The 25,995-nt window shown below is 75.0% G+C and carries 24 protein-coding genes and 2 pseudogenes; 13 read left to right on the top strand and 13 right to left on the bottom strand.

What is annotated here, in order from left to right; translation table 11 throughout:
• Nucleotides 1-9: 9 nt before the first annotated feature.
• Nucleotides 10-966: a sugar phosphate isomerase/epimerase family protein gene (locus tag ACSNOA_RS18850; RefSeq protein WP_436660052.1), complete on the bottom strand. Its 957-nt coding sequence runs from the start codon at nt 964-966 to the stop codon at nt 10-12.
• Between the two features lie 563 nt (nt 967-1,529).
• On the opposite strand from ACSNOA_RS18850, the gene ACSNOA_RS18845 reads away from it, so the two are divergent.
• A complete protein-coding gene (locus tag ACSNOA_RS18845) occupies nt 1,530-2,795 on the top strand; it encodes an Ig-like domain-containing protein (RefSeq protein WP_436660050.1) in 1,266 nt (421 codons plus the stop codon).
• A 166-nt stretch (nt 2,796-2,961) separates the two neighbouring features.
• Here the strand turns inward: ACSNOA_RS18845 and ACSNOA_RS18840 are convergent, their stop codons facing one another.
• Nucleotides 2,962-3,981: an SMP-30/gluconolactonase/LRE family protein gene (locus ACSNOA_RS18840; protein WP_436660048.1), complete on the bottom strand. Its 1,020-nt coding sequence runs from the start codon at nt 3,979-3,981 to the stop codon at nt 2,962-2,964.
• A 184-nt stretch (nt 3,982-4,165) separates the two neighbouring features.
• Here ACSNOA_RS18840 and ACSNOA_RS18835 point away from each other — a divergent pair, with 184 nt between their 5' ends.
• Complete coding sequence (locus ACSNOA_RS18835; RefSeq protein WP_436660047.1) at nt 4,166-4,633, top strand: STAS domain-containing protein; 468 nt, start codon at nt 4,166-4,168, stop codon at nt 4,631-4,633.
• 203 nt (nt 4,634-4,836) lie between these two features.
• Here ACSNOA_RS18835 and ACSNOA_RS18830 read toward each other — a convergent pair whose 3' ends face one another.
• Entirely contained in the window at nt 4,837-5,229 is a 393-nt protein-coding gene (locus ACSNOA_RS18830; protein ID WP_436660045.1) for an FKBP-type peptidyl-prolyl cis-trans isomerase, read from the bottom strand.
• A 363-nt stretch (nt 5,230-5,592) separates the two neighbouring features.
• On the opposite strand from ACSNOA_RS18830, the gene ACSNOA_RS18825 reads away from it, so the two are divergent.
• Nucleotides 5,593-6,513: a TerC family protein gene (locus ACSNOA_RS18825; RefSeq protein ID WP_436662368.1), complete on the top strand. Its 921-nt coding sequence runs from the start codon at nt 5,593-5,595 to the stop codon at nt 6,511-6,513.
• Nucleotides 6,514-6,615: 102 nt separating this feature from the next.
• Here ACSNOA_RS18825 and ACSNOA_RS18820 read toward each other — a convergent pair whose 3' ends face one another.
• From ACSNOA_RS18820 to ACSNOA_RS18800, 5 genes are all read right to left on the bottom strand, one after another.
• Nucleotides 6,616-7,350 carry a helical backbone metal receptor gene (locus tag ACSNOA_RS18820; protein ID WP_436660043.1) on the bottom strand — a complete coding sequence of 245 codons (735 nt, stop codon included), beginning with the start codon at nt 7,348-7,350 and terminating at the stop codon, nt 6,616-6,618.
• A 109-nt stretch (nt 7,351-7,459) separates the two neighbouring features.
• A complete protein-coding gene (locus ACSNOA_RS18815) occupies nt 7,460-8,014 on the bottom strand; it encodes a hypothetical protein (RefSeq protein WP_436660041.1) in 555 nt (184 codons plus the stop codon).
• Nucleotides 8,011-8,529, bottom strand: a complete 519-nt coding sequence (locus ACSNOA_RS18810) for a DUF6286 domain-containing protein (RefSeq protein ID WP_436660040.1) — start codon at nt 8,527-8,529, stop codon at nt 8,011-8,013. Before ACSNOA_RS18810 ends, ACSNOA_RS18815 begins: the two co-directional genes overlap by 4 nt.
• A gap of 15 nt (nt 8,530-8,544) precedes the next feature.
• Entirely contained in the window at nt 8,545-8,895 is a 351-nt protein-coding gene (locus ACSNOA_RS18805) for an Asp23/Gls24 family envelope stress response protein (protein WP_436660039.1), read from the bottom strand.
• Nucleotides 8,892-9,077, bottom strand: a complete 186-nt coding sequence (locus tag ACSNOA_RS18800; RefSeq protein ID WP_436660037.1) for a hypothetical protein — start codon at nt 9,075-9,077, stop codon at nt 8,892-8,894. The genes ACSNOA_RS18805 and ACSNOA_RS18800 overlap by 4 nt, the downstream gene beginning before the upstream one ends.
• A 192-nt stretch (nt 9,078-9,269) precedes the next feature.
• On the opposite strand from ACSNOA_RS18800, the gene ACSNOA_RS18795 reads away from it, so the two are divergent.
• Together ACSNOA_RS18795 and ACSNOA_RS18790 are read left to right on the top strand one after the other, a co-directional pair.
• The gene (locus tag ACSNOA_RS18795) at nt 9,270-10,151 is read left to right on the top strand and encodes a hypothetical protein (RefSeq protein WP_436660035.1); all 882 of its coding nucleotides are present in this window, start codon (nt 9,270-9,272) and stop codon (nt 10,149-10,151) included.
• A 321-nt stretch (nt 10,152-10,472) separates the two neighbouring features.
• Nucleotides 10,473-11,786, top strand: coding sequence for a hypothetical protein (locus ACSNOA_RS18790; RefSeq protein ID WP_436660033.1), 1,314 nt, complete (start codon nt 10,473-10,475; stop codon nt 11,784-11,786).
• A 145-nt stretch (nt 11,787-11,931) separates the two neighbouring features.
• Here ACSNOA_RS18790 and ACSNOA_RS18785 read toward each other — a convergent pair whose 3' ends face one another.
• Both ACSNOA_RS18785 and ACSNOA_RS18780 read right to left on the bottom strand, forming a co-directional pair.
• Nucleotides 11,932-12,279 (bottom strand): histone-like nucleoid-structuring protein Lsr2, encoded by a 348-nt coding sequence (locus ACSNOA_RS18785; RefSeq protein WP_436660031.1) that lies wholly within the window; start codon nt 12,277-12,279, stop codon nt 11,932-11,934.
• Nucleotides 12,280-12,390: 111 nt separating this feature from the next.
• On the bottom strand, nt 12,391-13,029 hold the full coding sequence (locus ACSNOA_RS18780; RefSeq protein WP_436660029.1) for a response regulator: 639 nt from the start codon (nt 13,027-13,029) through the stop codon (nt 12,391-12,393).
• 66 nt (nt 13,030-13,095) lie between these two features.
• Here ACSNOA_RS18780 and ACSNOA_RS18775 point away from each other — a divergent pair, with 66 nt between their 5' ends.
• The 4 genes from ACSNOA_RS18775 (at nt 13,096) to lon (ending at nt 17,514) form a co-directional block, all read left to right on the top strand.
• Nucleotides 13,096-13,830, top strand: a complete 735-nt coding sequence (locus ACSNOA_RS18775; RefSeq protein WP_436660028.1) for a sensor histidine kinase — start codon at nt 13,096-13,098, stop codon at nt 13,828-13,830.
• Nucleotides 13,831-13,916: 86 nt separating this feature from the next.
• Entirely contained in the window at nt 13,917-14,786 is an 870-nt protein-coding gene (locus ACSNOA_RS18770) for a manganese catalase family protein (RefSeq protein WP_436660026.1), read from the top strand.
• Between the two features lie 92 nt (nt 14,787-14,878).
• Nucleotides 14,879-15,139: a hypothetical protein gene (locus ACSNOA_RS18765; protein ID WP_436660024.1), complete on the top strand. Its 261-nt coding sequence runs from the start codon at nt 14,879-14,881 to the stop codon at nt 15,137-15,139.
• A 38-nt stretch (nt 15,140-15,177) separates the two neighbouring features.
• A complete protein-coding gene (gene lon / locus ACSNOA_RS18760; protein ID WP_436660022.1) occupies nt 15,178-17,514 on the top strand; it encodes an endopeptidase La in 2,337 nt (778 codons plus the stop codon).
• 162 nt (nt 17,515-17,676) lie between these two features.
• On the opposite strand, the pseudogene ACSNOA_RS18755 reads toward lon, so the two are convergent.
• Both ACSNOA_RS18755 and ACSNOA_RS18750 read right to left on the bottom strand, forming a co-directional pair.
• Nucleotides 17,677-19,386 (bottom strand): annotated as a pseudogene (locus tag ACSNOA_RS18755) (DEAD/DEAH box helicase); the annotation flags it as partial.
• A gap of 93 nt (nt 19,387-19,479) precedes the next feature.
• Nucleotides 19,480-20,328, bottom strand: coding sequence for a hypothetical protein (locus ACSNOA_RS18750; RefSeq protein WP_436660020.1), 849 nt, complete (start codon nt 20,326-20,328; stop codon nt 19,480-19,482).
• Between ACSNOA_RS18750 and ACSNOA_RS18745 the strand changes: the two are divergent.
• The 3 genes and pseudogenes from ACSNOA_RS18745 to ACSNOA_RS18735 all read left to right on the top strand — a co-directional run.
• Nucleotides 20,254-21,189, top strand: a pseudogene (locus ACSNOA_RS18745) (histidine kinase); the annotation flags it as partial. The gene ACSNOA_RS18750 and the pseudogene ACSNOA_RS18745 sit on opposite strands and share 75 nt — an antisense overlap.
• A 423-nt stretch (nt 21,190-21,612) precedes the next feature.
• Nucleotides 21,613-22,218, top strand: coding sequence for a response regulator transcription factor (locus tag ACSNOA_RS18740; RefSeq protein WP_436662367.1), 606 nt, complete (start codon nt 21,613-21,615; stop codon nt 22,216-22,218).
• A 45-nt stretch (nt 22,219-22,263) separates the two neighbouring features.
• Nucleotides 22,264-22,779, top strand: a complete 516-nt coding sequence (locus ACSNOA_RS18735; RefSeq protein ID WP_436660018.1) for a 2'-5' RNA ligase family protein — start codon at nt 22,264-22,266, stop codon at nt 22,777-22,779.
• Nucleotides 22,780-22,834: 55 nt separating this feature from the next.
• On the opposite strand, the gene ACSNOA_RS18730 is transcribed toward ACSNOA_RS18735, so the two are convergent.
• Nucleotides 22,835-25,057: a family 43 glycosylhydrolase gene (locus ACSNOA_RS18730; protein ID WP_436660016.1), complete on the bottom strand. Its 2,223-nt coding sequence runs from the start codon at nt 25,055-25,057 to the stop codon at nt 22,835-22,837.
• 119 nt (nt 25,058-25,176) lie between these two features.
• On the opposite strand from ACSNOA_RS18730, the gene ACSNOA_RS18725 reads away from it, so the two are divergent.
• On the top strand, nt 25,177-25,923 hold the full coding sequence (locus ACSNOA_RS18725; protein ID WP_436660015.1) for an ArsR/SmtB family transcription factor: 747 nt from the start codon (nt 25,177-25,179) through the stop codon (nt 25,921-25,923).
• Nucleotides 25,924-25,995: the final 72 nt, after the last annotated feature.

Genomic DNA, 25,995 nt, shown 5'->3' with positions numbered 1-25,995 from the left:
GGTGTCGTGTCAGTAGCGGAGCGACGCGAGGTAGTCGAAGCCGACGCGGGCGGTCTCGAGCGCGTCGGCGGGCGCGCGCGGCGGGGTGCCGGCGTCGTCGCGCTCGACGATGTACTCCTCGATGCCGGCCTCCCGCTCGTGCGCGAAGATCCGGCCGAAGTCGATGAGGCCGTCGCCGAGGTCGGCGAAGCTGGCGTTGGTGTCCATGTCCTTGACGTGCACCTGCTTGATCCGGCCCCGGTGGGCGCGGATGAGGTCGACCGGATCCCGGGCGCCGCGCCAGGCCCAGAAGAGGTCGAGCTCGAAGTGGACGAGGCGGTGGTCGGTCTCGCCGGTGAGGATCTCGAAGCCGGTCCGCCCGTCGGTCAGCGGCACGAACTCGAGCTGGTGGTTGTGGTAGCCGAACTCCAGGCCGGCGCGTTCGGCCATCCGGCCCGCCCGGTTGAGGTCGCGGGCGAGGGCCCGGTAGACCTGCGGGTCGCGGATCGGTTGGCCCGCGGCGTCCAGGCCGAACCACGGGTGCACGATCTTCCGGGAGCCCACCGTGTTGGCGTCGGCGAGGGCGCGCTCCCAGGCGTCCGCGTCGAACGGCTGGGGGATGCCCGTGTGCCCGGACGTGGCCCGCAGGCCGGCCTCGTCGAGCGCGGCCCGGAACTGCGCGGCCGTACGGCCCACGAAGCCCGCGTGCTCGACCCGCCGGTATCCGATGCGGCGCAGGGCGGTGAGCGTGCCCGGCAGGTCGGCGGCGAGCTGGTCGCGCAGGGTGTAGAGCTGGATGCTGATCCGGTCCACGGGCACCCGCCGTCGGCCGCCGCCGTGGCTCGTGCCGGCGGAGGCGGACGCGGCCGGCGCGCCGACCAGACCGATGGTGCCGACCGCGGCGGCGGAGGCGGTCGCGGCGCGGAGGAGCCCGCGTCTGCTGACCGGGTCGGATGGGGGCTCCGACCGCCGTGTGCTCTGCTCCATGGTGGTGTTCCCTCCCTGCCGGAACCGTGAGGTCCGGCGGTTCGGGGTCGACCAGCCACCGCGCCCGGGCACGCCGGACCGGCCGGAGCGGCGCTCCGGCGGAGCTGTCGGGTGGCGTGCGGTGCGGCACGGGCCCAGGGCGGGCGCGCCGCTGGCGGCAGGCGGGCAACGGATCGACCGATGGGCAACTTTCTATCTGGCACGTCACCGTACCCTTGCCGACGGGTGATGGCAAAGGTTCGGCGCGATGAGCGGAACTTTCGCTGGCGCGGACAAAAGTGGCTTCCCGTGCTGGTCCCGGCGTCCGGGGCCCCTGGGGCCGGAATCCCGCCGGTCCACGCGGTAGGGCGCGGACGGGACGCCGCCGTCCCGTCCGGTCGCGGCGCGCCCGGACCGCGCGAGGGCGGCCAACCGCACCGGGCAGGGACGAGTCCCCACCGTTCGGCGCACTTCGGCGAAATGCCGCCCATAATTGCGCGGGCATTTATTCGAGAATTGCGTGGGGACTCGTACGGGGATGTAGAGAATGGGGCCGAGGGAAGCGGAAAACGGGGGGACGCATCATGACGTTGAGGCGGCGTTTGACGCTGTTGGGGGTGACTGTCGCGGTCGCTCCACTCGTTCTGGTCGGCTGTACCGCCGACTCGGAACGCGGGACCGGACACCACGCAAAGAAGGCCGCACCACCGGAGCTCACCGTCACGCCCGGCGACCAGGCCCGGGACGTGCCCGTGAGCGCCGAGGTCGGCACCCGTGTCGCCGGTGGCCGCGTCACCGCGGTGCGGATCGTCGACGACAAGGGCAAGGAGATCAAGGCGGAGCCGCGGGAGGACGGCAGCGGCTGGGTGCCGAGCAGCCCGCTGCAACCGAAACGGACCTACACCGCGGAGGTGACGGCGACCGGCGATTCCGGAAAGACGACCACGCGCAAGACCACCTTCACCACGATGCCGAAATCGTCCAAACCGGCGATCACCAGCACGCTCTATTTCGCCGGCAATCAGACGTACGGCACCGCGATGCCGGTGACCGTGGCATTCGACCCGCCCGTTCCGAAGGAGGCGCGGGCGGATGTGCAGCGGCGGCTGTTCGTGAAGACCGATCCGCCGCAGCCGGGCGTCTGGTCATGGGTGGGCGACGGTAGCCAGGTCTATTACCGTGCGCCCGATTTCTGGAAGCCCGGCACCACCATCAGTGTCCGGGCCGGGCTCGAGGGGCTGCCCATTGGCAAGGACCTCGTGGGTGACGCCGACCGGAAGGCCACCTCCAAGATCGGGAAGCAGGTCTCGCTGGAGATCGACAACGCCACCAAGCAGATGTCGGTGCTGCGCGACGGCAAGCTGCTGCGCAAGATCCCGGTGAGCCTCGGCAAGCCGAGCACGCCGACGTCCAGCGGCAAGATGGTGATCATGGAGAAGCACCAGCAGACGACGTTCGACACCACGGGTTCGGCAGACCCGTACGTGGTGGACGTCGAGGACGCGCAGCGGCTCACCTGGGGTGGCGAGTTCATCCACGGCGCGCCGTGGTCCGAGGGCGAGCAGGGCAACACCAACACCTCCCACGGCTGCACCAACGTCTCCGCCGCGGCGGCGGACTGGCTGATGGGCGTGACGCAGGTCGGTGACCTGGTGACCGTGAAGGGCACCGAGGTGCCGCTCACCGAGGGCAACGGTTGGACGGCCTGGAACGTCAGCTGGGCCGAGTACGTCAAGGGCAGCGCCCTGCCGGTGCCGCCCGGGCTCGGCCCGGCGCCGGCCCACCAGGGGCACCCGGGCGCCGTCGCCGGTGGCTCGCCGGCCCCGCAGCCCTCGGTGACCGGAGGCTGACGGACACGCCGCACATCTGAGAACGGGGGCCGGCCCGCCCACTCCGCGGGCCGGCCCTCTCCGCGCCCGCTACCCCCGCGATCTTGCACTTTCCGCCCCCACATCCCGGACATCATGGGCGTGTCGAGGGCCGAAACCGCAAGATCGGCGGTGGGTGGGGCGTGGGTCAGGTCAGGGGAACTCGGGCGACGCCGGGGCCGATCAGGCTGCCGAGCCAGAGCTGGTCGCCGTGCTGGCGTACACCGGTGATCATCCAGTAGTCGCCGCGTGGGCCGTGCAGGGTCCGGAGGACCGTGCCCTCGCCGTCGACCAGGGCGACCAGCCCGTAGTGGCGGGGCTGGGGTTGCAGGGCGTCCGGCAGCAGCGCCGCGACCTGGCGCAGCCGGGGGTGCGGCAGCAGCCGTTCGGCGACCGGCACCCGGGGGCTGGGCAGCGCGACCCAGTAGGTGCCGTCGCCCACGGCGGAGAGATTGTCCGGGTACGCCGGCAGGTCGGCCAGGACGCGCACCGTGCCCTGCGGCAGCTCGACCCGGAGCAGCCGGTGCGTGGTGGTCTCCACCAGCATCAGCGCCGACTCGTCCGGCGTCAGCGCGACGCCGTTGGGGAAGTAGAGCCCCTCGACCACCACCTCGACGCCCCGGCCCCCCGGCCGGTACGCGAGCACGCGGCCGTTCGGCCGGTGCTCCAGCAGGTCCCGCTTCCAGTGGGAGAGCGGGAACCGGTCCGAGCTGTCCGTGAAGTAGACCGTCCCGTCGCGGGCCACCGCCGCGTTGTTGGCCAGGTGGACCGGCCCGGCCGTGCCGGTGAGCTCGTGCACCGACCCGTCCGGCGTGACCCGGAGCAGCCCCCGGTACGCGTCGCACACCACCAGCCCGCCGCCGGTCGGGTCGACCTCGATGCCGAGCGGCCGGCCGCCGGTCTCGGCGAGCAGGTGCGGGCGGGTGCCCGCCGGCGCGTCGGTCGTCCACCACCAGAGCCGCCCGTCCTCGTCGCCGCTGACGACGCGACCGGCCGGGTCGACGAGCACGTCCTCGGGACCGGCCGCGCCGTCCGGCAGCGGCAGCAGCTCGATCGCGTCGAGCCGCCGGTCGGTGGGGGACCACGGGCCGGTCAGCGGGGGCGGGACGGTGGCCGGCTCGCGGACCGGCCGGATCAGCCGGGGCGGCCGGGGACGGGGGACGACCATCCGTCCATTGTCACCCGCCGATGCCGGGAGGGAAGCCGGGTCGACCACCGGCGCGCCGTCCGCCGCTCCCCGGAAGCCCTCCCCGGGGCGGGTCGGGGTCCCCTCGGGGTACGACCCTGGGCGTACCCGGAATCACTCCCGCGGACGGATGGAACTGTCGGTGGTGGGGGCTAGATTTCTCGGCATGGGACAGCACAGCGACCGGTTCCACGTGCAGGTGGCCGTGGGTGAGCACGGCGTGGACGTGCGCGCGGTCGGCGAGGTCGACATCGCCACCGTCGCGGCGCTGCGCTCGGCGCTGTGGGCTGCCCCCGCCCGCGCGGTGCTGCGGCTCGACCTCTCCGGCGTCCGGCTGCTCTCCGCGGCCGGGGTCCGCGCGCTCGTCGCCGCGCACGTGCGCCTGCGCGCGCAGGGCGGGCAGCTCGTGCTGGTCGATCCGGATCCGGTGGTGGCCCGGGTGCTTCGCGTCACGGGCCTGCACCGCGTCGTCCCGATCGTCCAGTCGGCCAATTCATCGGGTTCGCAGGCACCGGCCCTGCCGGCGGCGGGCCCGGCGGTGGTCGCCCCGGCCGTGGCCGCCGAGAAGCCCCGCCCGACGCCGGTGCCCGGTCCGGTGGCGCCGGCCCGGCGACCCGTGCTCATGGCGGCCTGACCGCCACCCCGACACCCCGCCACCCGCCGCCCCGCCACCCGCCGCCCCGCGGCTCGGGAGCCGCGTGACCACGGTCCCGCGCACACGCACACCCGTCCGTCGATCATGCACTTGTGGTGCCTGGTGGATGGCGGTTTGCGCCTTTCATCCGGCACCACAACTGCATGATCGACCCTGGTGAGGGCTTACGGGCCCGGGTCGGGTCAGCGGACGCCGAGCAGGTCCACCACGAAGATCAGCGTCTCGCCCGGCCGGATGACGCCGGCCGCGCCCCGGTCGCCGTACCCCAGGTGCGGCGGGATGACGAGCCGGCGGCGGCCGCCGACCCGCATTCCCACCACGCCCTGGTCCCAGCCCGCGATGACCTGCCCGCCACCCAGCGGAAACTCGAAGGGCTCACCCCGGTTCCAGGACGAGTCGAACTCCCGCCCGGTCGAGTGGCCGACGCCCACGTAGTGCACGGTGGCCAGCTGCCCCGGCTGGGCCTGCGGGCCCTCGCCGACGGTGATGTCCTCGATCACGAGGTCGGCGGGGGGCGCTCCCTCGATCGGGGCGACCTCGGGCTTGCCGGAGCCTGCGCCTGCTGCCTGGTTCATCCGGGAATCTCCTGCCGTAATCCGGTGATGTGTCCGGTCATCGACGATCCTGCCGGATAGCGGGTGGCCGATGTGCGGCAGCCCGGCCCTCACCACGTCGGCGTCGCGGGCGGCGTCCAGCAGCGCGGGCCTTCGCCGTCCGGCCGGTCCGTGCGGCGGTCCTCCCCGGTGTCTTTCCGACGAGTGGCGTTCGCCAAGCCGGGCGCTCGCCTAGGCTCGGAAACGCCCCCGCGTCGGATCCGTCGTGAGCGGCGGCAGCAGCACCCCGGTGAGGCGGTGGGATGCGGAGGGCGCCGGGTGGGCGAGGCGACGTTCGCGGCCCCGTTCTGGGCGTGGGCGGCGGTCACCGTGGTCATCGCGGTGATGCTCGCCGTGGACGTGTTCTCGCACCGGGACAACCACGTCATCGAGCTGCGCGAGGCGCTTGTCTGGAGCGCCGTCTGGGTCGGCGCCGGTGTCCTCTTCGGCCTCCTCGTCTGGGCGTGGCGCGGCGGCGAGCCGGCCATCGCCTACTTCTCCGGCTACCTGCTGGAGAAGGCGCTGTCGGTTGACAACGTCTTCGTCTTCGCCCTGCTCTTCGGCTACTTCCGGGTGCCCTCCCAGTACCAGCACAAGGTGTTGTTCTGGGGTGTGCTCGGCGCGCTGGTGTTCCGGCTGCTCTTCATCCTCGCCGGTGCCCAACTGCTGAACCGGCTCGCCTGGGCCGGTGCGGTGCTGGGCGGCTTCCTGATCTGGACCGGCTGGCGGCTCGCCGTACGCGGGGAACCGGACGTGGACCCCGAGCGCAACGTGGTGGTGCGCCTGTTCCGCCGGGTGGCGCCGACCGACCCGAACTACCACGGGGACCGGTTCACCGCACGCGTCGCCGGTCGCCGCCGGGCCACCCTGCTGTTGGTGGCGCTGGTCGCCATCGAGGCGACCGACGTGGTCTTCGCCATCGACTCGGTCGCCGCGATCCTCGCCATCACCACGAACACCTTCCTCGTGTGGACGGCCAACGCCTTCGCCGTACTCGGCCTGCGCAGCCTGTACTTCTGCCTGGCCGGGCTGCTCCGGCACTTCGGCCACCTGCGGTACGGGCTGGCCGTGCTGCTGGCCTTCGCCGGGCTGAAGCTGATCCTGGCCGAGACGCCCGTGGGCAAGCTGCCGCTCTGGTTGACCTTCGCGGTGGTGGTGCTGACCCTGTCGGTGTCGATCGGGTGGAGCGTGCTGGCCGCCCGCCGCCGGCGCAGCCGGGCCAGCGGCCGGTCCGCCCGCCGGCGCCCGGACGGTGGGCCGCACTGAGCCGGTGAGCCCGGCCCGGCGGTCGGCCGAGGAGGGTCCGCGCCGGGCCAGCGTCGGTCCGCGCCGGGCGCGGTCAGAGGAGGTCCGCGCCCGGCCAGCGTCTCAGTCCGCGCCGGGCGCGGTCACCGGCCTTGCCAGCTGCGCGGCGAGCACCGCCGGCGCCTCCGCGAGGGACGGGCCGTACCAGGTCAGATGCCGGCCGGAGACGAGCGCGCAGGGCGTCCCGGGGAACGCCTCCGGGCCGTCCGCGGCCGTGAAGCGGTACGGCTCGTCGGGGAGCACCACGAGGTCCGCGCCTCGGCCACGGAGCTCGGCGAGGTCCGGCCGGGGATAGCGCTCGGCGTCCTCGCCGTAGAGGTTGTCCACACCGAGGCGCCGCAGCACGTCCCCGGCGAAGGTGTCGGAGCCGAGCACCACCCAGGGCCGACGCCATACCGGCACCACCGCCCGGCGTACCGGCGTCGGCCGCGGCGGGTCGGCCCAGGCCCGGCGGGCGGCGACCAGCCACGCGGGCTCCTCCGCCGCGCCGCGCGCGGCGAGCAGGTCGGCCAGTTCGGCCAGCGCGGCCGGCACCGTGCGGGGGTACGTCACCCGCACCGCGATGCCGGCCGCCTCAAGCGCCTCGGCGTCGGCGCGGCGGTTCTCCTCGACGTTGAGCAGCACGAGGTCCGGCCGCAGGGCACGTACCCGGTCCAGGTCGGGGTACTTGCTGCCACCCACCCGCGGCACGTCCAGGCCGGCCGGGTGGGTGCACCAGTCCGTGGCGCCCACCAGCACGCCGGGCAGTGTGACCGCCACCGCCTCGGTGAGCGACGGCACCAGCGACACCACCCGCACGACCCGCACCTCCCCGTCCGGCGGACACCGCCCGAGCCGGGTGCGCCGATGCACCATCATGCCCGCCGCCCCTGGTGAGCCCGACCAGCCGCGGTTGGTCGAAGGGCCGTCAGGTGGCCCGGCCGGCGTCCACGCGCGCCGTCACGTCCAGGTGGGCCGGGGGGCAGCCCATCGTGTCGGCCCAGCGCCGGACGGCGGTGTCCACGTGCTCCCGCAGCCCGGTGGTGCGGGCGCCCGCGGCGATGTCCACCCGGATCCACAGGTCGGGCCGGGGCGGCTCGCCGGTCAGCACCACGCGTGCCCGGTGGACCCGCGGGTCGCCGGTGAGGTCCCGCTCGAGTGCCCGTGCCAGGGCCGGGGCGGCCAGGCGCGTCCTCCCGCGTCGACCGGGATGGGCGAGCGTGTCGTACCAGACCCGCCGGGTGGCCCGCAGCTCCCGCCGGAGCAGCCACAGGCCGCCGAGGCCGGCGAGCCCACCGGCCGCCGCCGCGGCGACGGTGCCCCAGGGCGCGGCGAGCCGGAAGGCGCGGCGCAGCCCGGCGCCGACGAGCACGCCGTCGCCACCGGGCAGCCGGCCGGCGTTGAGTGCCAGCGCGACGCCGCCGAGCGCGACGAGCAACAGCGCGACGATGGTCCACAGCAGGCGGTGCGCGGCGTTCGTCACGGCGCCCGCCGCACGGGAAGCAGGCGTACCTCGATCCGGTCGGGACGGGACGCGGCCAGCCGGTGCAGCTCCTGGCGCACCGCGAACTCGACCTCGCGCCGTGCCGCCGGGTCGCCGGTGGCCACCACCCGGGGGCGCCAGCCGGCGCCCCGCCGCCGCACCCGCACCCGCGCCCGCCGTACGCCGGGAACGGACCCGGCGGCGACCGCCAGCCGGCGCTCCACCGAGCGACGGTGCAGGTGCCAGCCGTTCCCCGCGTCGACGCGGGCCGGGCGCCACCGTCGCAGTTGGGCGACGAGGATGGCGAGGCCGGCCACGAGCGCGGCCACGGCCACCGCGCGCACCTCCGGGGCGTCCCACCGGGTGCGGCCCAGCGCCGCGGCCCCGGCCGCCGGGTCGACGAGCAACGGGGGACGGTTCGTGGCGGCCAGCAGGGCCTCGGCCGCCAGGAGCGCGCCGCCGGCGAGCAGGGCGGTGGCCAGCAGCAGCGTCGCGAGGCGGTTGGCGGTACGCATCTCACCTCCCGGCCGTCACGTCCGTACCGGCACGTCCACGCCCGGGACGACCATGTCCTCCACCGTCACGGTGACCTCGCGTACGGCGAGCCCGGTCGACGCCCGCACCTGCTCGATCACGGCGTCGCGGATCGCGTCGGCGACGTCCAGCACGTTGTGGCCGTACCGGGTGACGACGTCGACGTCGACGCTCGCGGCCCGGTCGTCGAGGCGGACGGCCACGCCGTACGGCCGGGCCGGCACGGTCACCAGCGCGTGCACCCCGGGTGCCTGGCGGGCCGCGTGGGCGCTGATCCGGGCGACCGCCTCCGCGCTGATCCGGGTCGCCCCCCGGTCGTGCGCCGGCGCGCCCGCCTCGTCGGTCACCGTCGGCGGGCGCCGGCGCGGTCGCCGAGCCCGGTGACGGCGAGGTCGCCGTCGAGCACCCGGACGACCAGCCAGCCGGCGAGTCCGGCGAGGACCGCGAGCCCGGCGGCGCCGGCGCCGGCCGCCGCCCAGACGGCCACCACGAGGAACCCCGCGAGGAAGCCGAACTGCTGTCGTGACATGGCACCTCCCACCGGTCGACGACCGGGCGGATCTGGATACACGCTCCCGGCGCGCCGGAACGTCCCAGCGATGTGATCCATGTCACACGGCTTGTCGCCGCTCTTCGCCGTCGCGACGAACCGTCGCGGCGATCGCCATGATCGACCCCCTAGACTCGGCCCCGTCGACCGATCGGCGGATGGATCAGGCAGATGACGAGCACCGGCACCGGCGTGGGCTCCCGGCCGCGGGAGCTGCCCGCGACCGGCGGAAAGACGCCGCTCCTCACCCGCGCCGGCCACGCCGTGTACGGGGCGCACCGGCTCGCCGAACTCGTGCCGGGACGCCCGCCGGGCATCACCGGCCACCAGTGGAGCACGGCGAGCCGCGAGGGGTACGACTTCGTGGTCCGCGCCGTCGACTCCGGTGTCCCGGTGGTCACCGTGGAGGTGGCCCCGGCCGCGCCCGCCGGGTCGGCGGCCCAGCGCGCCGAGCGCATGAAGACGGCGGTCGCCGCGGCGGCCGGTCTGCCGGTGCTGCGGGTCGAGTCGGCCACGCTGCGGCCCGCCGAGCACGGCCGCCGCCTCGTGGAGTACGTGCTGGAGGCGCGCGCGTACGCCGCCGCCACCGCGTCCACCGACCCGGAGGAACCCGCGCCGGTCGGATTCCGCGAGATCCTCGGCCGACTGCCCGACGGGCGCACCGGGCACGTCAACGACCTGGGGGCCCTCGCCCGGGCGGCGGCGGTCGAGGCGTACGTCTCCCGGCGGCTCGCCGACCCCATCGTGCGCGGCCTGCACGTGCGGTGGGCCGGTGGCGCCGCGGAGGGGTGGAGCTGGGTGGAGGTGCGCCCCGGGGCCTGCCTCGTCGAGCGGGTGCGGGTGGGGGAGCACCGTTTCTCCTGCGGCATCGACCCCGGGCAGCTGGCCGAGGACCTGGCCACCGTCGCGGTGGGGGAGCGGCTGCGCGACCCGGACGGCGGCGGGGCGGAGCTGGTCGCCCGGGACGTCCTCCGCGCCGACATTCTGGCCCTGGCCGCCCGCCGCGACGAGTTCGTGGACGGCTTCGCGTTCGACCACCTCTGCGCCGACTGATCCCGCTCGGCGAATTCGTCGGGCGGACCACCGCCGCCGTCTACCGGCGGGCAGGTTCGCGGCGTCGCGGACCGGCGGACGGCTCGAACATTTTTCCGGCGGCCGGTTGAACCCTCGCGCCGAGCGTTCCGTACTCCAGCGGGAATGGACAGGATCTCCCCGTCCGCGGCACCGGAGGCGGGAGGCGGTGCGGAAAAGGCATCGTCGGTCATCGACGTGCCGCGGTCCGTCGCGGCTGCCGCAGTCGTGACGTGCCCGTGCAATTCCGCCGGTCCGCCGAGGGCACGGATCCACCACCGGATCGCGAAGGAGAACAATTCGATGCGCAGGTCCACACGGGCGCGCCGGTCGTCCGGTAACGCGCGGAGCAAGCGTCTGCTGGCCGTGGTCGGCACGCTGGCGGTCTTCGGCGGGATCGTCGCCGTGACCCAGATCTCGTCGGCGGAGGACCGGCGATCCGGCAACACGCGCCCCGCCGCGGGTGCCTGCGTGCAACCGAGCCCCGGCGCGACGGCCCCCGGTGAGGGTGGCTCCACCACCCGCACCTGGCAGGACGGGCGGTGGGTACGCAACCACTGGGGCGACGGGCAGCAGTCGATGCAGGAGTGCCAGCAGGGGTCCGGCGGTGGCAACGGCTCCGGCGGGTCCGCGATCGCCTGCCCGGACGTGGCCGATCAACTGCCGGAGGTGCCGCGGCGGGCGCGCGCCGAGGTCGACCGGAACGTCAGCCAGTTGCAGGCCCAGATCGCCGAGGCGGACCGCCGGTTGGCCGCCGAGGGGAACAAGGGCGCGCAGTTCGTCCGGGACTCGATCCTGCGCCCGCTGGCGGACAGGCGCCGGGCCACGCTGGCCCGCATCACGACCGCGATCGACCGGTTCGGTCCGCGTCCGCAGAACCTCGCGCAGCTCGCCGAGTGCCAGGTGAAGCCGGTCGACAACGGCGGTGGCAACAACGGTGGCGGCAACACCGGCGGCGGCAACAACGGCGGCGGCAACACCGGGGGCGGCAACACCGGGGGCGGCAACACCGGGGGTGGCAACACCGGTGGTGGCAACAACGGCGGTGGCAGCACCGGCGGGCCGGGCGCCGGTCTGGGCGTGCTCGCCAACAACTGCGACGAGAGCCGGTTGCAGCCGCACGACGGTTTCCAGAACGGCAACCGCTGCGTCAGCACCGCGTTCGGCGAGGTCGGCGCCGCGGCCAACAACCCCTCGCTGCTGATCACCGACTTCCCGGACGAGGTCGGCGCCAACCAGCCCTTCACGATGCGGGTGAGCACCCGCAACCTGATCCGGGACCGCTTCCTGGCCGCCGGGCAGGGCGGTTACTACGTGGAGAGTTCGCTGCTCAACGCCGACGGGCTCGTGCGCGGCCACTTCCACACGGCGTGCCGCATGCTGGACAGCCTCGACGCGCCACCGGAGCCGCAGGAGGTGCCCGCGTTCTTCGTGGCCACCGAGGACGGCGGGGGCGGCCGGGAGCCCGACGAGGTGACCATCCAGATCCCGGGCCTGCCGGAGTCGGGCACCGCGCAGTGCGCGGTCTGGGCCGGTGACGGGTCGCACCGCCTGCCCATGATGGAGCGGGCCAACCAGACGCCCGCCTTCGACGCGGTGCGCATCCGGGTCAACTGAGAACGGCCGCGGCCGGGCCGCCGGGGACAGCTGTCCCGGCGGCCCGGCCACCGTCCGTCGACGCCGCACACGAGTTCGGCCGGCCCGTACGGGCCGGCCGACGGTGGTGCCGGCGCCGTCCCCCGCCGCGCCGGCGCGGGACGGGTCAGCGGTTCTTGTACGCCTCGATGACCTCGACCGGGATCCGGCCCCGCTCGGAAATCTTGTAGCCGTTCTGGACGGCCCATTCCCGGATGGCCCGGTTCTGCTCCCGGTCCATTACCGCACCACCCGAGCGCGTCGGGCGCCGGGGGGTCCGGGCGCTTTCCACGGGGCCGCGCCCGATGCGCCGCCCGGCGCTGATGTACGGGTCGAGCGCCTTGCGCAGCACGCCCGCATTCTCGTCCGACACGTCGATGGTGTAGGCGACGCCGTCGAGGCTGAACTCGACCGTCCGGTCGGCCTTTCCGCCATCGAGGTCGTCGGTCAACACCGTGATTACTTTCCTGGCCATCGCCGATTACTCCCTGTTCTGGGGCGGGGTGTGGCCCAAAGTTTGGCGCACCATCCCGGTAAGCCGCAAGAATACGGCCGATTCTCATTTCGGCGGGTCGCGTTTCCCGATTCATTCACCGAGCAGTCCGGCGACCCCGGCGAGGGCCGCCGCCTCGGCCCGGGTGGAGACCCGCAGCTTTCGCAGCAGGGCCGCCGTCATCCGTTTCACGGTGCGTTCCGAGACGTGCAGGTGGTCGGCGATCTCGACGGTGCTCTTCCCGGCCGCGATGGCCCGGAGGAGGCCGCGCTCCTCGGCGTCCAGGTCGACCGAGGCGGTGCGGGGTGGGCGCAGCAGCGCGCGCAGCAGCGCCGAGGGCAGCACCGCCCAGCCGTCGAGGACGGCCAGCAGCGGTGGCAGCAGTTCCTCGGGCTCGCTGGTCTTCGGCAGGTAGCCCTCGGCGCCGGCGCGCAGCGCCTCGAGCGCGGGCGCGGGGTCGTCCCCGCCGGACATCGCCACGACCCGCACCCGCGGGGTCGTACGCCGGATGGCGCCCACCGCGCGGATGCCACCGGGCGGCGGCATGTGCAGGTCCACCAGGGCGAGATCCGGCATGCACCGGCTGACGAGTGCCGCCGCGGCGGAGGCGTCCTGGGTCGAGCCCACCACCTCGGCCCGCTTGTCCGTCGTGGCGGGGAGCAGGAGTTCGAGGCCGCGGACGAAGAGCGGATGGTCGTCCACGACGACGATCCGGATGGTGGGCGCGCGCATGTCTGGTCCCTTCCCGAGCGGGTACCGATCATGCGGAAATGCACCATGCGAGGGGAGTCGGGTCGGATGCGTGGACGGCACGGGTTGCGGGGGCTGCTGCGGGGTTTCCGGCGCGCGCATCCGAAGCGGGGGGAGGACGGCGCGTCTGCGCCCACCGACCCGGAACTGCTGCTGCGCGTGCTCTGCCACGAGTTCCGTACCCCCGTCAGCACGCTCACGTCGCTGACCCGGGCCCTCGCCGACGACCGGCGCGAGCTGACCGGCGCGGACCGGCGCGAGATCACCCGTCTGGCTCGCGACCAGGCCGTACACCTGCAGGCGCTGCTCCGGCACGCCACCGCCGGCACCCGCGCGCTTGTCGTGCCCGGAGCGCCGGAGGAGGCCGCGCCGCTCGCCGGCATCCTCCGGGAGGTCGCCGCCCTGGTGCCCGCCCACCGGCGGCGGGCGCGGGCCACCCGGCGGGCGGCCGCGTGCCCCGTGCCGGCGGGGCGTACCCGGCAGGTGCTCGTCAACCTCGTGGAGAACGCGCTGCGGCACGGTCCCGCCGACGGCCAGATCGGGCTGTACGCGTCGGTGCGCCGGACAGGCCTCAGCCTGCTGGTGACCGACGAGGGGCGGGTCGACGGGGCGCTGCTCGAGGCGCTGCGGCGGCCGGAGCCGGCCGCCGGGATGTCCGGTCTCGGCCTGTGGATCGTGCGCCAGCTCGTGGCGGCCGACGGTGGAACGGTCCACGTGCACCGGCTCCGCCCGCGCGGCGTGGCGCTCGAGGTGCGGCTGCCGGTGCTGTCGCCCGCGTGCTGACCCGTCGGGGTCAGCGGTTGGCACGGCTGGGCCACGGACGCGGGAAGTGTCCTCGGTGCCAGCTTCCGCGCCATCGAGGAGGACACGTGTTCACACACATGAAGGATCTGCAGTTCGAGGCGAAGCCGGACGGCCCCGACGCCGCGTTCGCCCGCCGGCTCCAGGAGGTCCTGGGCGGCAAGTGGGGCGAGATGACCGTCGCCAACCAGTACCTCTACCAGGGGTGGAACTGCCGGCTGCCCGGCAAGTACAAGGACCTGTTCCTCGACGTCGGCACGGAGGAGATGGGCCACGTCGAAATGATCTCCACGATGATCACCCGGCTGCTGGAGAACGCCCCGCTGTCGTTGCAGGAGGCCGCCGAGGACAACCCGATGGTGGGGGCCATCTACGGGGGTAGCAACCCCGCCCACTTCATCCACGGCGGTGGCGGCGCGCTGCCGGTGGACAGCGCCGGGGTGCCGTGGAACGGCTCGTACATCACGGCGAGCGGCAACCTGATGGCCGACTTCCAGCTCAACGTCACGGCGGAGGCGCAGGGTCGGCTCCAGGTGGCCCGGCTGTTCAACATGACCGACGACCCCGGGGTCAAGCAGATGCTCCGCTTCCTGCTGGCGCGGGACACCATGCACCAGAACATGTGGATGGCGGCCATCGAGCAGCTCAAGGAGGACGGCCTGGAGGAGATGCCGGTGCCGGACGCCTTCCCCGACTCGAAGGAGTTCACCGAGCAGTTCGGCTACACGTACCTGGACTTTTCGCCCGGCACGGACGCCTCCGAGGGGCGCTGGGCCTCCGGGCCGTCCCCGGACGGCAAGGGCGAGTTCCAGTACGACAACAGCCCGCGCGCGCACGCGCCGGAGCCGGTCCTGCCGCCCGGCGACCCGCGCCTGTACGGCACCAACCCGGGCATGGCCGGCAAGGTCGCCACCAAGGTCAAGAGCAAGCTCACCTGACGCGCCGCGCGCCGGGTCGTCCGCGCCGGCGGACGACCCGGCGGCCGGGCCGCCACTCCCGCTCTGACCGCTCTCGCACGAGGAGAACACCGATGTCGTATCCGCAGGTTCCCATCGCCCGTACGCGGGTGAAGCTGGTCGTCTGCGCCGCGCTCACCGCCGTGGCGGCGACCGCCGGGCTGCCCGTCTGGACGGTGGCCGCGCTGGCCCTCACGAGCCTCGCGATCCCCCTCGCGGTGGGGCTGGCGGGCGGCGGCCCGTTGCTGCGGGAGCTGTTGCTTCCCGCCTCCGGGCCGGCCGTCGGAGGTGGTCTGGGTCACACCCCGGAAGAAAGGGAACGCTTTGTTACTTGAGTCAGACACGCTCAAGTCAACGCGATAGCAGGTGTTCGATGGCAACTCTTCCGGTACTTCCTCTGACCGACGCCGTGCTGCTGCCCGGCATGGTCATCCCGGTGACCCTCGACCCGACCACCCAGGCCGCCGTCGACGCGGCCCGCGCCACCGGCGACCGCAAGCTGCTGGCCGTGCCCCGCATCGACGGCGAGTACGGCCCGGTCGGCGCGGTGGCCACCATCGAGAAGGTCGGCCGGCTGCCCAGCGGCGAGCCGGCCGCCGTGATCCGCGGCCTGGCCCGTGCCCGCATCGGCTCCGGCGTTCCCGGCCCGGGTGCCGCGCTCTGGGTCGAGGCGACCGAACTGTCCGAGCCCGCCCCCGCCGGCCGGGCGCGTGAGCTCGCCCGCGAGTATCGCGCCCTCATGACCTCCGTGCTCCAGCAGCGGGGCGCCTGGCAGGTCATCGACGCCATGGAGCGGATGACCGACCTCTCCGAACTCGCCGACTCCGCCGGGTACGCGCCCTGGCTGGACCTGGACCAGAAGAACGAGCTGCTCGCCGCGCCGGACGTCACCGCCCGGCTGGAGCTGCTGGTCGGCTGGGTGAAGGAACACCTGGCCGAGCAGGAGGTCACCGAGCAGATCCACAACGACGTGCGCGAGGGGCTGGAGAAGTCCCAGCGGGAGTTCCTGCTGCGCCAGCAGCTCGCCGCGATCCGCAAGGAACTCGGCGAGGAGGAGCCGGACGGCTCGGCCGACTACCGGTCCCGCGTCGAGGCCGCCGACCTGCCCGAGAAGGTGCGCGAGGCGGCGCTGCGCGAGGTCGGCAAGCTCGAGCGGGCGAGCGACGCCTCCCCGGAGGCGGGCTGGATCCGCACCTGGCTGGACACGGTCCTCGAGATGCCGTGGAACACGCGTACCCAGGACAACACCGACCTGGCTGCGGCCCGCGCGGTGCTCGACGCCGACCACGCGGGGCTGCCCGACGTGAAGGACCGCATCCTCGAGTACCTCGCCGTGCGCAACCGTCGCGCCGAGCGCAACCTCGGCGTGGTCGGCGGTCGTGGCTCCGGCGCGGTCCTCGCCCTCGCCGGCCCGCCCGGTGTCGGCAAGACCAGCCTCGGCGAGTCGGTCGCCCGGGCCCTCGGCCGCAACTTCGTCCGGGTCTCCCTCGGCGGCGTGCGCGACGAGGCGGAGATCCGCGGCCACCGGCGCACCTACGTGGGCGCGCTGCCCGGCCGGATCGTCCGCGCCCTGCGCGAGGCCGGCTCGATGAACCCGGTCGTGCTCCTCGACGAGGTGGACAAGCTGGCCGCCGGCTACTCCGGCGACCCGGCCGCCGCGCTGCTGGAGGTGCTCGACCCGGCGCAGAACCACACCTTCCGGGACCACTACCTGGAGGTCGACCTCGACCTGTCCGACGTGCTGTTCCTGGCCACCGCGAACGTGGTGGAGGCCATCCCCGGCCCGCTGCTGGACCGGATGGAGCTGGTCACGCTCGACGGCTACACCGAGGACGAGAAGGTGGCCATCGCCCGGGACCACCTGCTGCCGCGGCAGCGGGAGCGGGCCGGGCTCACCGCCGACGAGGTGACCGTGGCCGACGACGCCCTCGCCCGGATCGCGGGGGAGTACACGCGGGAGGCCGGTGTCCGGCAGCTCGAACGCTCCCTCGCCAAGATCCTGCGCAAGGTGACGGTCGCCCTGGCCGACGACCCGACCCCGGTCCGGGTCGACACCGACAACCTGGTCCGCTACCTGGGCCGCCCGAAGTTCACGCCCGAGTCGGCGGAGCGGACGGCCGTGCCCGGCGTGGCGACCGGTCTGGCGGTCACCGGCGCCGGCGGCGACGTGCTCTTCATCGAGGCGACCAGCATGGAGGGCGAGCCGGGGTTGACCCTGACCGGCCAGCTCGGCGACGTGATGAAGGAGTCCGCGCACATCGCGCTGTCGTACCTGCGGTCCAACGGGCGACGCCTCGGCATCGACCCGAACGCGCTGGCCGGACGCCGGATCCACGTGCACTTCCCGGCGGGCGCGGTGCCCAAGGACGGCCCGAGCGCCGGCATCACCATGGTGACCGCGCTGGCCTCCCTGGTGACCGGGCGGCCGGTCCGTCCCGAGTTCGGGATGACCGGCGAGGTGACCCTCTCCGGGCGGGTGCTGCCCATCGGCGGCGTGAAGCAGAAGCTGCTCGCCGCGCACCGGGCCGGCCTCACCGAGGTGATCATCCCGAAGCGCAACGAGCCGGACCTGGACGACCTGCCCACCGAGGTCCGCGAGGCGCTGACCATCCACACCCTCGCCGACGTCGCCGACGTGCTCGCCCTGGCGCTGCGCCCGGCCGACATCGACACGGAGTCGCTGGACGGCCCGGCGCTCGCCGCGGCCTGACCGAGCGACGGAAAGGGGCCCCTGCCCGGGGGCCCCTTTCCGCGTCCGCCATCCCCGTCAGGGGCGGTCCCGGCCGTCGCGCCGGTCACGCCGGTCGCCGCCGTCGCGGTACTCGCCGCGGCCGTCGCGATCCCGCCGGTCACGGCGGTCGGCGCCGTACGACCGCTCGCGCCGATCGTGGTCGTCTCCGTCACGGTCCCGACGTACCGTCGCCTTGCGGCCCTTGATGGTCGTGGCCCGCAGCCCCGCGATCACCTCGTCGACGACGCCGTACGGCACCTCCACCAGCGAGAACCGGTCGGCGATCTCGATCGAGCCGATGTCCCGGCCACCGACCCCCGTCTCCCCGGTGATCGCGCCGACCAGATCCTGCGGGCGCACGCCGGCCCGCCGGCCGAGCCCGATGAAGACCTGAGCGCTCCCGCCCGGGCGGGGCCGCCCGCCGCCGCGCCGCTCACCGCGGCCGGCCTCACGCGGGCCGCGCAGCGGCACCTGCGGGATCTCCTCCTCGTCGTCCGCGCCCGGCGAGGTCGCCTCGTGCGCGAGCCGTACCGCCGCGAGAGCCACCTCCATGAGGTCGAACTCGTCGGTCAGCGACTCGACGATCACCCGGAACGGCTCCAGGTCGTCCTCGAGCAGGCTCTCCCGCAGCGCCGCCTGGGTGAGCTCCAGCCGCCGGGTGCGCAGGTCCGCCACCGTGGGGATGGTGTCGATGGTGATCCGCTGGCCGGTGACCCGCTCGATCGTCTTGAGCATCCGGTGCTCGCGGGGCTCGGCCAGGGTGATGGCCACCCCCTCCCGACCGGCCCGGCCCACCCGGCCGATCCGGTGCACGTACGACTCGGGGGCCGACGGGACGTCGTAGTTCACCACGTGGCTGAGCTGCTCGACGTCCAGGCCGCGAGCGGCCACGTCGGTGGCGACCAGCAGGTCGGCGGTGCCCGACCGCAGCCGCCCCATCACCCGGTCCCGCTGCTCCTGGCTCATCCCGCCGTGCAGCGCCTCGGCCCGGTAGCCCCGCCCGTTCATCGTCTCGGTGAGGCGGTCCACCTCCTCGCGACTGCGGCAGAACACGATGGCGGCAGTGGGCGACTCCACGTCCAGCACGCGGCCCAGCGCGGCCGGCTTGTGCGCGCGGGCGACCAGGTAGGCGCTCTGGCGTACCCGCGGCGCCTCCCCGGCCACCGGCTGCTCCCGCTCGATCTGGATCCGCACCGGGTCGGTCAGGTGCTGCCGCGCCATCCCGTCGATCCGGGACGGCATGGTGGCGGAGAAGAGGACCGTCTGCCGCTCCTGCGGCGCGTGCTCCAGGATCGCCTCGATGTCCTCCGCGAAACCCATGTCGAGCATCTCGTCGGCCTCGTCGAGCACCACGGTGGCCAGGGCGCCCAGCCGCAGCGTGTCCCGGGCGATGTGGTCCAGCGCCCGGCCCGGCGTGGCCACCACCACGTCCACGCCGGCGTCGAGGGCGCGCAACTGCCGGCCGATCGGCTGGCCGCCGTAGATCGGCAGCACGCGCGTGCCGAGTTCCCGCCCGTACCGGTGGAACGCCTCGGAGACCTGCACCGCGAGCTCCCGCGTCGGCACGAGCACCAGCGCCACGGGGTCGCCGCCGTCCCGACGCTCGGGCATCCGCTGCAGCAGCGGCAGCGCGAAGGCGGCCGTCTTGCCGGTGCCGGTGGCGGCCTGGCCGAGGAGGTCCCGGCCGCCCAGCAGCGGTGGGATCGCCTCCCGCTGGATGGGCGTCGGCTCCTCGTAGCCGAGGGTGGACAGCGCTCCCAGCAGCTCGTCGCGGAGGCCCAGCTCCGCGAAGCCGGTCGCCTCCTCGGGGCCGGGGTCGGTCGGGTGGGTCTGTGCGGGTGCCGAACTCATGTGGCAAGCCTTTCATCACCGCCGCCGGCCCGCCGCGCCGACCGGCACAACGCGCTCCCACACTGCCCGCCCACCGCCCCCGGGGCGGGCGGGTCAGGTCGTGGTCAGGAGGGCCAGGATCATCGTGACGCCGAGGACGGCGTCGAGGACGCCGCACCATTCGGCGTACGCGCGGGGCACCACCTCGTCACGGCGGTGGTGCACGGCGTCCCAGGCCGCGTGGGCGAGCCAGCCGAGCGCGACCAGCCAGGCGGCGGCCCGCCCGCCGGCCAGCGCGGCGGTCACCGCGAGCGCCGACCAGGCGACCAGCCCGGCGAGCTGCCGGGCCAGCACGCCCGGCCCCCCGAGCCGACGGCGGTACGCCCCGACGAGCAGGTAGCCGCCCGGCAGCACGAGCAGCGTCCACGGGGCGAGCACGCCGGGCGAGCCCCAGCTGTCGACGCTCACGAGCAGGGCCAGCCCGGTCGGCCAGCGGCGGACCAGCGCGGTGACCAGCGGCCCGCGGCGCGGCAGCGGCGCGGGCGCGTCGTGCCGGTGCCGCAGCGCCGCGACCACCATGGCGGGCACCATCAGCAGGTGCCCGCCGAGCAGCACGGCGTCGCCGGGAAGCAGTCCCGTCCAGTACGGCACGAGCAGCAGCAGGAACGGCACGTACATGGCGGCCGCCATCTCGGCGCACGCCGCCGTCGGATGCCGGCGGTGCCGCATCCACACGGTCATGCCGACGGTCATGTCGGTGGCCATCACGAGCGCGGCCACGTCCGGCCGGTCGAGCGTGGCGGCGCGGCCCGAAGCGCCGGCGACGATCGACCACACCGGGTCGAGCAGCAGCATCCCGGCGATCATCGCGAGGGCCATCTCGCCGAGGTGGCGCAGCAGGGGAGTGACGCCACCCGCGGCGCGCGGAGCGGGCCGGGCGGTCTGGTGCGTACGGGTCGTCATGCCGTCGACCCTGCCGGCAGAGGCGGTCGGCCCGGCAGGGGCCGACGTCACCGTTTCACCGTGCGATGTGCACGGCCGGCCCGTGACATTCCACAGGGGTCGGTCGTGCGGCGTCGGCCCTACGATCGGACCGTGGCGCAGGACGCGGCGGGACCCCGGGCGGACCGGCGGCTGCGGCGCGCGCGCACGGTCACCCTCCTGTCGCTGGCCACCGCTGTCTGGGCCAGCCTGCTGCTGCCCCTGGTCGGCGTGGTCCGGGAGCCGGACGCCATCCGGGCAACGCTGGGCGCGGTCGGCGTCGTGGCCTTCGCGGCCGGCCAGGTCGCCGTGCTGTACGCGGCCGTGACCCCCTGGCTGGCGTCCCGGTGGCGCCGCCGGTCCCAGGCGGCCCTCGTGGTCGTGGCGCTGCTGAGCGTCCCGCTCGTCGGTCCGGTGGCCGCCGGCTCGTGGCCGACGTGGGGGTGGCTGGGCGCCGCTCTGATCGGCATCGCGCCGCTGCTCGTACTCCCGCCGGTCGCGGCCGGCGTCGCCGCCGTGACCCTCGCCGTGTCGGCCGCAGTGGGCGCGTGGACGGGCGGTAGCGTCTGGCGCTTCCTCGTGGTGACCGGCACGGTCGGTGTGGGCACGGCCGTGGTGAGCTGGCTTCAGGTCTGGTTCTGGGACCTGCTCGTCGAGGCGCGGGAGGGGCAGGTGGCGCAGGCCCGGCTGGCCGCCGCCGAGGAGCGGCTGCGGTTCGCGCGGGACGTGCACGACGTGCTGGGCAACCACCTCACGGTCATCGCGTTGAAGGCCGAACTGGCGGCCCGCCTCGCCGAGGTGGACGCCGGGCGGGCCGGCCGGGAGGCCGCCGAGGTGCAGCGGCTGGCCACGTCGGCGCTGGGCGAGGTGCGGGAGACCGTGCACGGCTACCGCGCCGTCGACCTGGGCGACCAGGTCGCGGCCGTGGCGGGGGTGCTGCGCTCCTGCGGCGTACGGTGCACGGTCGTGCCTGCCGTGCACGACCTGCCGCCGGCCGCGGCGGGCGACCTGGCCGCGGTGCTGCGGGAGGCCGGTACGAACGTGCTGCGGCACAGCCGCGCGGGGGTGGTGCCGCATCGAGATCGCGCGCGACGGCGACGTGGCGCGGATGACGATGACCAACGACGGCGCCGCGGGCGCCGGTCCGGACGAGCACAGCAGCGGGCTGCGCGGCCTCGCCGACCGGCTCGCCGCGGCGGGCGGCCGGCTGCGGGTGCGGTGCGAGGAGAACGTGTTCACCCTCGAGGCGACCGTTCCGGTGCGCGCATGATCCGGGTCCTGCTCGCCGACGACGAGGAGCTGATCCGCGCGGCGCTGGCCGCGCTGCTCGGCCTGGAACCCGACGTCGAGGTGGTGGCGGAGGCGGCCGACGGCCCGTCGGCCGTCACCGCGGCGCGGGCCCACCGGCCGGACGTGGCGGTGGTCGACCTGGAGATGCCGGGGCTGACCGGCATCCAGGTCGCCGCCGAGCTGTCCCGGGCCGTGCCCGGGTGCGCGGTGGTCCTGCTCACGGGGCACGGCCGTCCCGCGCACCCGCGGCAGGCGTTGACCGCCGGCGCACGCGGCTTCCTGCGCAAGGGCGCGCCCGGCGGGGCCCTCGCCGACGTGATCCGCCGGGTGCACGGCGGCGAGCGGTACGTCGACCCGGCGCTCGCCGCGGACGCGCTGACCCTGCCCGACTGCCCGCTCACACCTCGGGAACTGGAGACGCTGCGGCTCGCCGAGGTGGGCGCGCCCGTCGCCGTCATCGCCCGGCGGGCGCACCTGTCCGCCGGCACGGTGCGGAACTACCTCGCGGCGGCCGTGCAGAAGCTCGGGGTGGCCGGCCGGGCGGAGGCGATCCGGACGGCGCGCGAGAACGGCTGGCTCTGAGCCGGCCGCCCCGCCGGATCCGCTGCGGGCCACTAGCGTGAGCGGGTGCGTACGGTCGAACTGCTCTGCTCGGCGGACCTGGACGCCACGGTGCGGGCGGCGTGGGACCGCCTGGCCGCCGCCGGGCTGCCCAGCCTGGCCCGCAACGTCCACCCCACCAACCGGCCGCACCTGACAATGGCCGCCGTGGACGCCTTCCCGGCCGGCGCCGACGACCGTCTCGCCGACCTGCTCGACGCGGCGCTGCCGCTGGCCGTCCGCGTGGACCAGGTGGCGGTGCTCGACGGCAGCGCCCCGCTGGTGTGGCTGCTGCGCCCCACGCCCGAGCTCATGGCGCTGCATGGCGCGGTCTGGGACGTGCTCGGCGAGGCGCCGGGCGCGCACCCGTGGCACCAGCCCGGGCGGTGGGTGCCGCACCTGAGCCTCGCGCTGCGGTTCCGCGACGCCGACCGTCGCGCAGCCCGGGCCGTCGTCGGTGGTGACCGCCCGGCCGGGAGTCTCGTGGCGGCGCGCAGCTACGACGGGGTGACCCGGACGGTCCGACCGCTCGGCGCGGGCTGAGCGGGCCGGGCGGCCGGGCCCCGGCGTGTCGACGCGAGGGCCCGGCCGCGGCCGCTCAGCGGTAGAAGCGCAGGTAGTCGAACTCGGCGGTCACCGGAGGCTCGGCGCCGCCGTGCGCGACCAGACCGATCCGGGGTGTGGTGCCGGCTGGGAACGTCCACACGCCGCCCCACGTCCAGTGCCGGCCGTCCCGGCTGGAGCCGGCCCGGAACTCGTGCTCGCCGGTGGCCGGGTCGACGTGGTGCGCGAGCCGCAGCCAGGTGGTGGTGGCCGGCGTGCCGACGATCGTGCCGCCGTACACGGGCTGGCCGGCGAAGGGCAGCTCGTAGCCGTACTCCACCTGCCGGGTGTTCCAGATCGCCACCTGGGCCAGCCGGGCGAACCGGTCGTCGTCGACGTACGCGACCAGGCCGGCCTGCTGGTAGTTGCGGACGCTCTCCTCGCCGAGGTCGAGCGTCACCTTCGTCTCGACCACGTAGTCGCCCGACGGCGCGTCGCGCAGCAGCACGCCCGCCGTGTTGCCGGTGCCCGTGAGGTCCGCGGCCTGCGTGGGCCAGCGCAGCGCGCCACCGGCGACGGTCGCCGCCGGGTCGGGGCGCACCCAGCTCCACGCCGAACCGAGGCCGCCCGTGAACTCGTCGGAGTACGCCGTCAGCACGCGTCCCACCCGGGGCTCCGGGACGGCGGCCCGCGCCGGGGCGTACAGCCGGGTCGCGCTCACGTTGTCGAACTCGGCGGGCCCGTCGGAGGCGCGCAACGTGACCCGACCGGCCACCGGACGGTCCATCCGCAGCGTGACCACGGCCAGCTGGTCGCCGAGCCGGGCCGGGCTCAGCTCGGCGACGAGCTGCCGGCCGCGTACCTCGACGGCCAGGTTGTGGCGGTCGGCCGGGACGAAGCCGGCTGGCAGCGGGGCGGTGGCCGTCCGGTCGCCGTCGCGGGCGACGAGCCGCCCGGCCGCCGCGTCGACGTGTACCTCGACCCGGTCGGCCAGGCCGATCCCGGCGCTGCGCGCGCCGGTCAGCCGCAGGTCGGCCTCCGCCCGCACGTCGCCACCGACGGTGGTACGGCTGGTCAGCGCGCCGCCGCCGGTGAGCCGGCCGTCCGCGACCCGCCAGTCACCGGCGACCCGCCGCCAGCCGGACAGGCCGCTGTCGAAACGCTCGTCGAGGGGGCCGGTGGTGACCGGGGCCCGGCGGTCGCCGTCCGACGGGCCGGCGCCCGCGTTCACGGTCGGCCAGCCGTCGATCCAGTCCAGCCGGTCCAGCAGCATGGGCCGCTCGTTGATGCCGAACGGCTCGTCCAGGTAGGGGTCGGACCGGTCGATGGCGTGGTAGACGATCCAGTCCTGCCCGGACAGGTCGGTGAGGAACCCGTTGTGGCCGGTGCCGATCCACCGGTTGCCGTTCTGGGTGAGCACCGGGGTGCCGCCGGCGCGGGACGCGGTGAGCGGGGTCCCGTCGCGGTCCAGGAACGGCCCGCGCGGGTCCCGGGCGCGTCCCACCTGGACGGAGTAGCCGGTGGCGGGGCCGGCGCAGCAGTTCGCCGTGGAGGCGAAGAGGTAGTACCAGCCGTCGTGGCGCAGCACGTAGCTGCCCTCGAACTTGTTGTCGACGGCGACGAGCGTGGGGGCGCCCACCGCGCGCAGCCCGTCGGGGGAGAGTTCGGTGACCGAGATGCCGCCGTAGTAGCTGCCGTAGTAGAGGTAGTTCGTCCCGTCGGTGTCGGTGAACTGGCTCGGGTCGATGGTCCACAGCCAACCCCCGCCGCCACCGGGACGCGGCGCGACCACGGGCTGGTCGGCGAAGGTCCACGGGCCCGTCGGGGTGGGCGCCGTGGCCGCGCCGACGGCGTAGTCGCTGCCCTCCGGCGAGACGGTGGTGTCGGTGACCGTCACGTACATGACGTAGCGGTCGCCGATCCGCCGGACGTCGGGCGCCCAGAACGCCGCGCCGGGCGCCGCGTACGGCGGGCGCTGGTCGGGCCCGAAGGCGTCGCCCACGTACGTCCAGTCGACCAGGTCGGCGGACCGGGCGGTGGGCACCCGGTGCGGCTGTCGCTCGCCCTCGCGCAGCGGGTCGGTGGTGCCGTAGGCGTACCAGTAGCCGTCGTCACCGCGGACGACGACCGGGTCGGCGAAGGTGTCGCCGACCCCGGCGGACACCGGGTTGCGGTAGCGGGCGGGGGGTTGCGGGTCGGCGACTGCCGGTGCGGGGGAGGCCGCCAGCAGCAGACCGAGTACGGCGGCGAGCGTGCCGCCGCGACGGAGATGTCCCATCAGACCTGCCTTGGGTGCAGTGGATGTCGGTGCGACTCGCGTCCCTTCCTACAACGTTGGATACAACGTTGTAAAGAGTGTCGGCCGGGACCGAAGCGTCCCCGTGCCAGCATGGGCGGGTGCAGCCCACCACCGCCGACGCTCCCGCGCTGGCCCAGCTCGCCGCACTGCTGGCCGACACGAGCCGGGCCCGGATCTGCCTCGCCCTGCTCGACGGGCGGGCGTGGACGGCCGGCGAGCTGGCCCGGGCCGCCGGCATCGCGCCGTCCACCGCGAGCGACCACCTGAGCCGCCTCGTCGACGGCGGGCTGCTCACCGAGGAACGGCAGGGGCGGCACCGCTACCTGCGGCTCGCCGACCCGAACGTCGCGCAGCTCCTCGAGGACCTCGCCGGCCGCGCGGCCCCGGCGCCGGAGCCCGCCCGCACGTTGCGGGCCGCGCGGGCCGGTGCCGCGCTGGCGTACGCCCGGACCTGCTACGACCACCTCGCCGGCCGCCTCGGGGTGCTCGTGCACGACACGCTGCTCGACCGCGCGCTGCTGGACCGTACCGGCGGCCTCGCCCTCACCGCCGCCGGGCTGGAGTGGTGCGCCGACCTCGGGCTGCCCGTCGCCCCGCTGCGCGCCGCCCGGCGGCCGCTGCTGCGCGACTGCCTGGACTGGACCGAACGGCGCCCGCACCTCTCCGGCGCCCTCGGCGCGGCGCTCTGCGCCCGCCTGCTCGACCTCGGGTGGCTGACCCGGGGGCCCGGCCGCAGCGTCCGGCTCACCCCGGCCGGCGCCCCGGCGCTCGCCGCCGCGCTGGGCCTGACCCCGGCCGACCTCGCCCCGCCCGCCAGCACCGACGCCGGCGGCGGTCGCGCCTGAGAAACGGGGGTCGCCGACGTCCCTGGCCGGCCGGGAACGGCCGGAGTCGGTGGGTGCTGTCGCGGGGGCCAG

The sequence above is a fragment of the Micromonospora sp. URMC 103 genome, from assembly GCF_051386435.1.
Classification (GTDB): domain Bacteria; phylum Actinomycetota; class Actinomycetes; order Mycobacteriales; family Micromonosporaceae; genus Micromonospora.
This window is presented reverse-complemented; position numbering and strand designations above follow the sequence as displayed.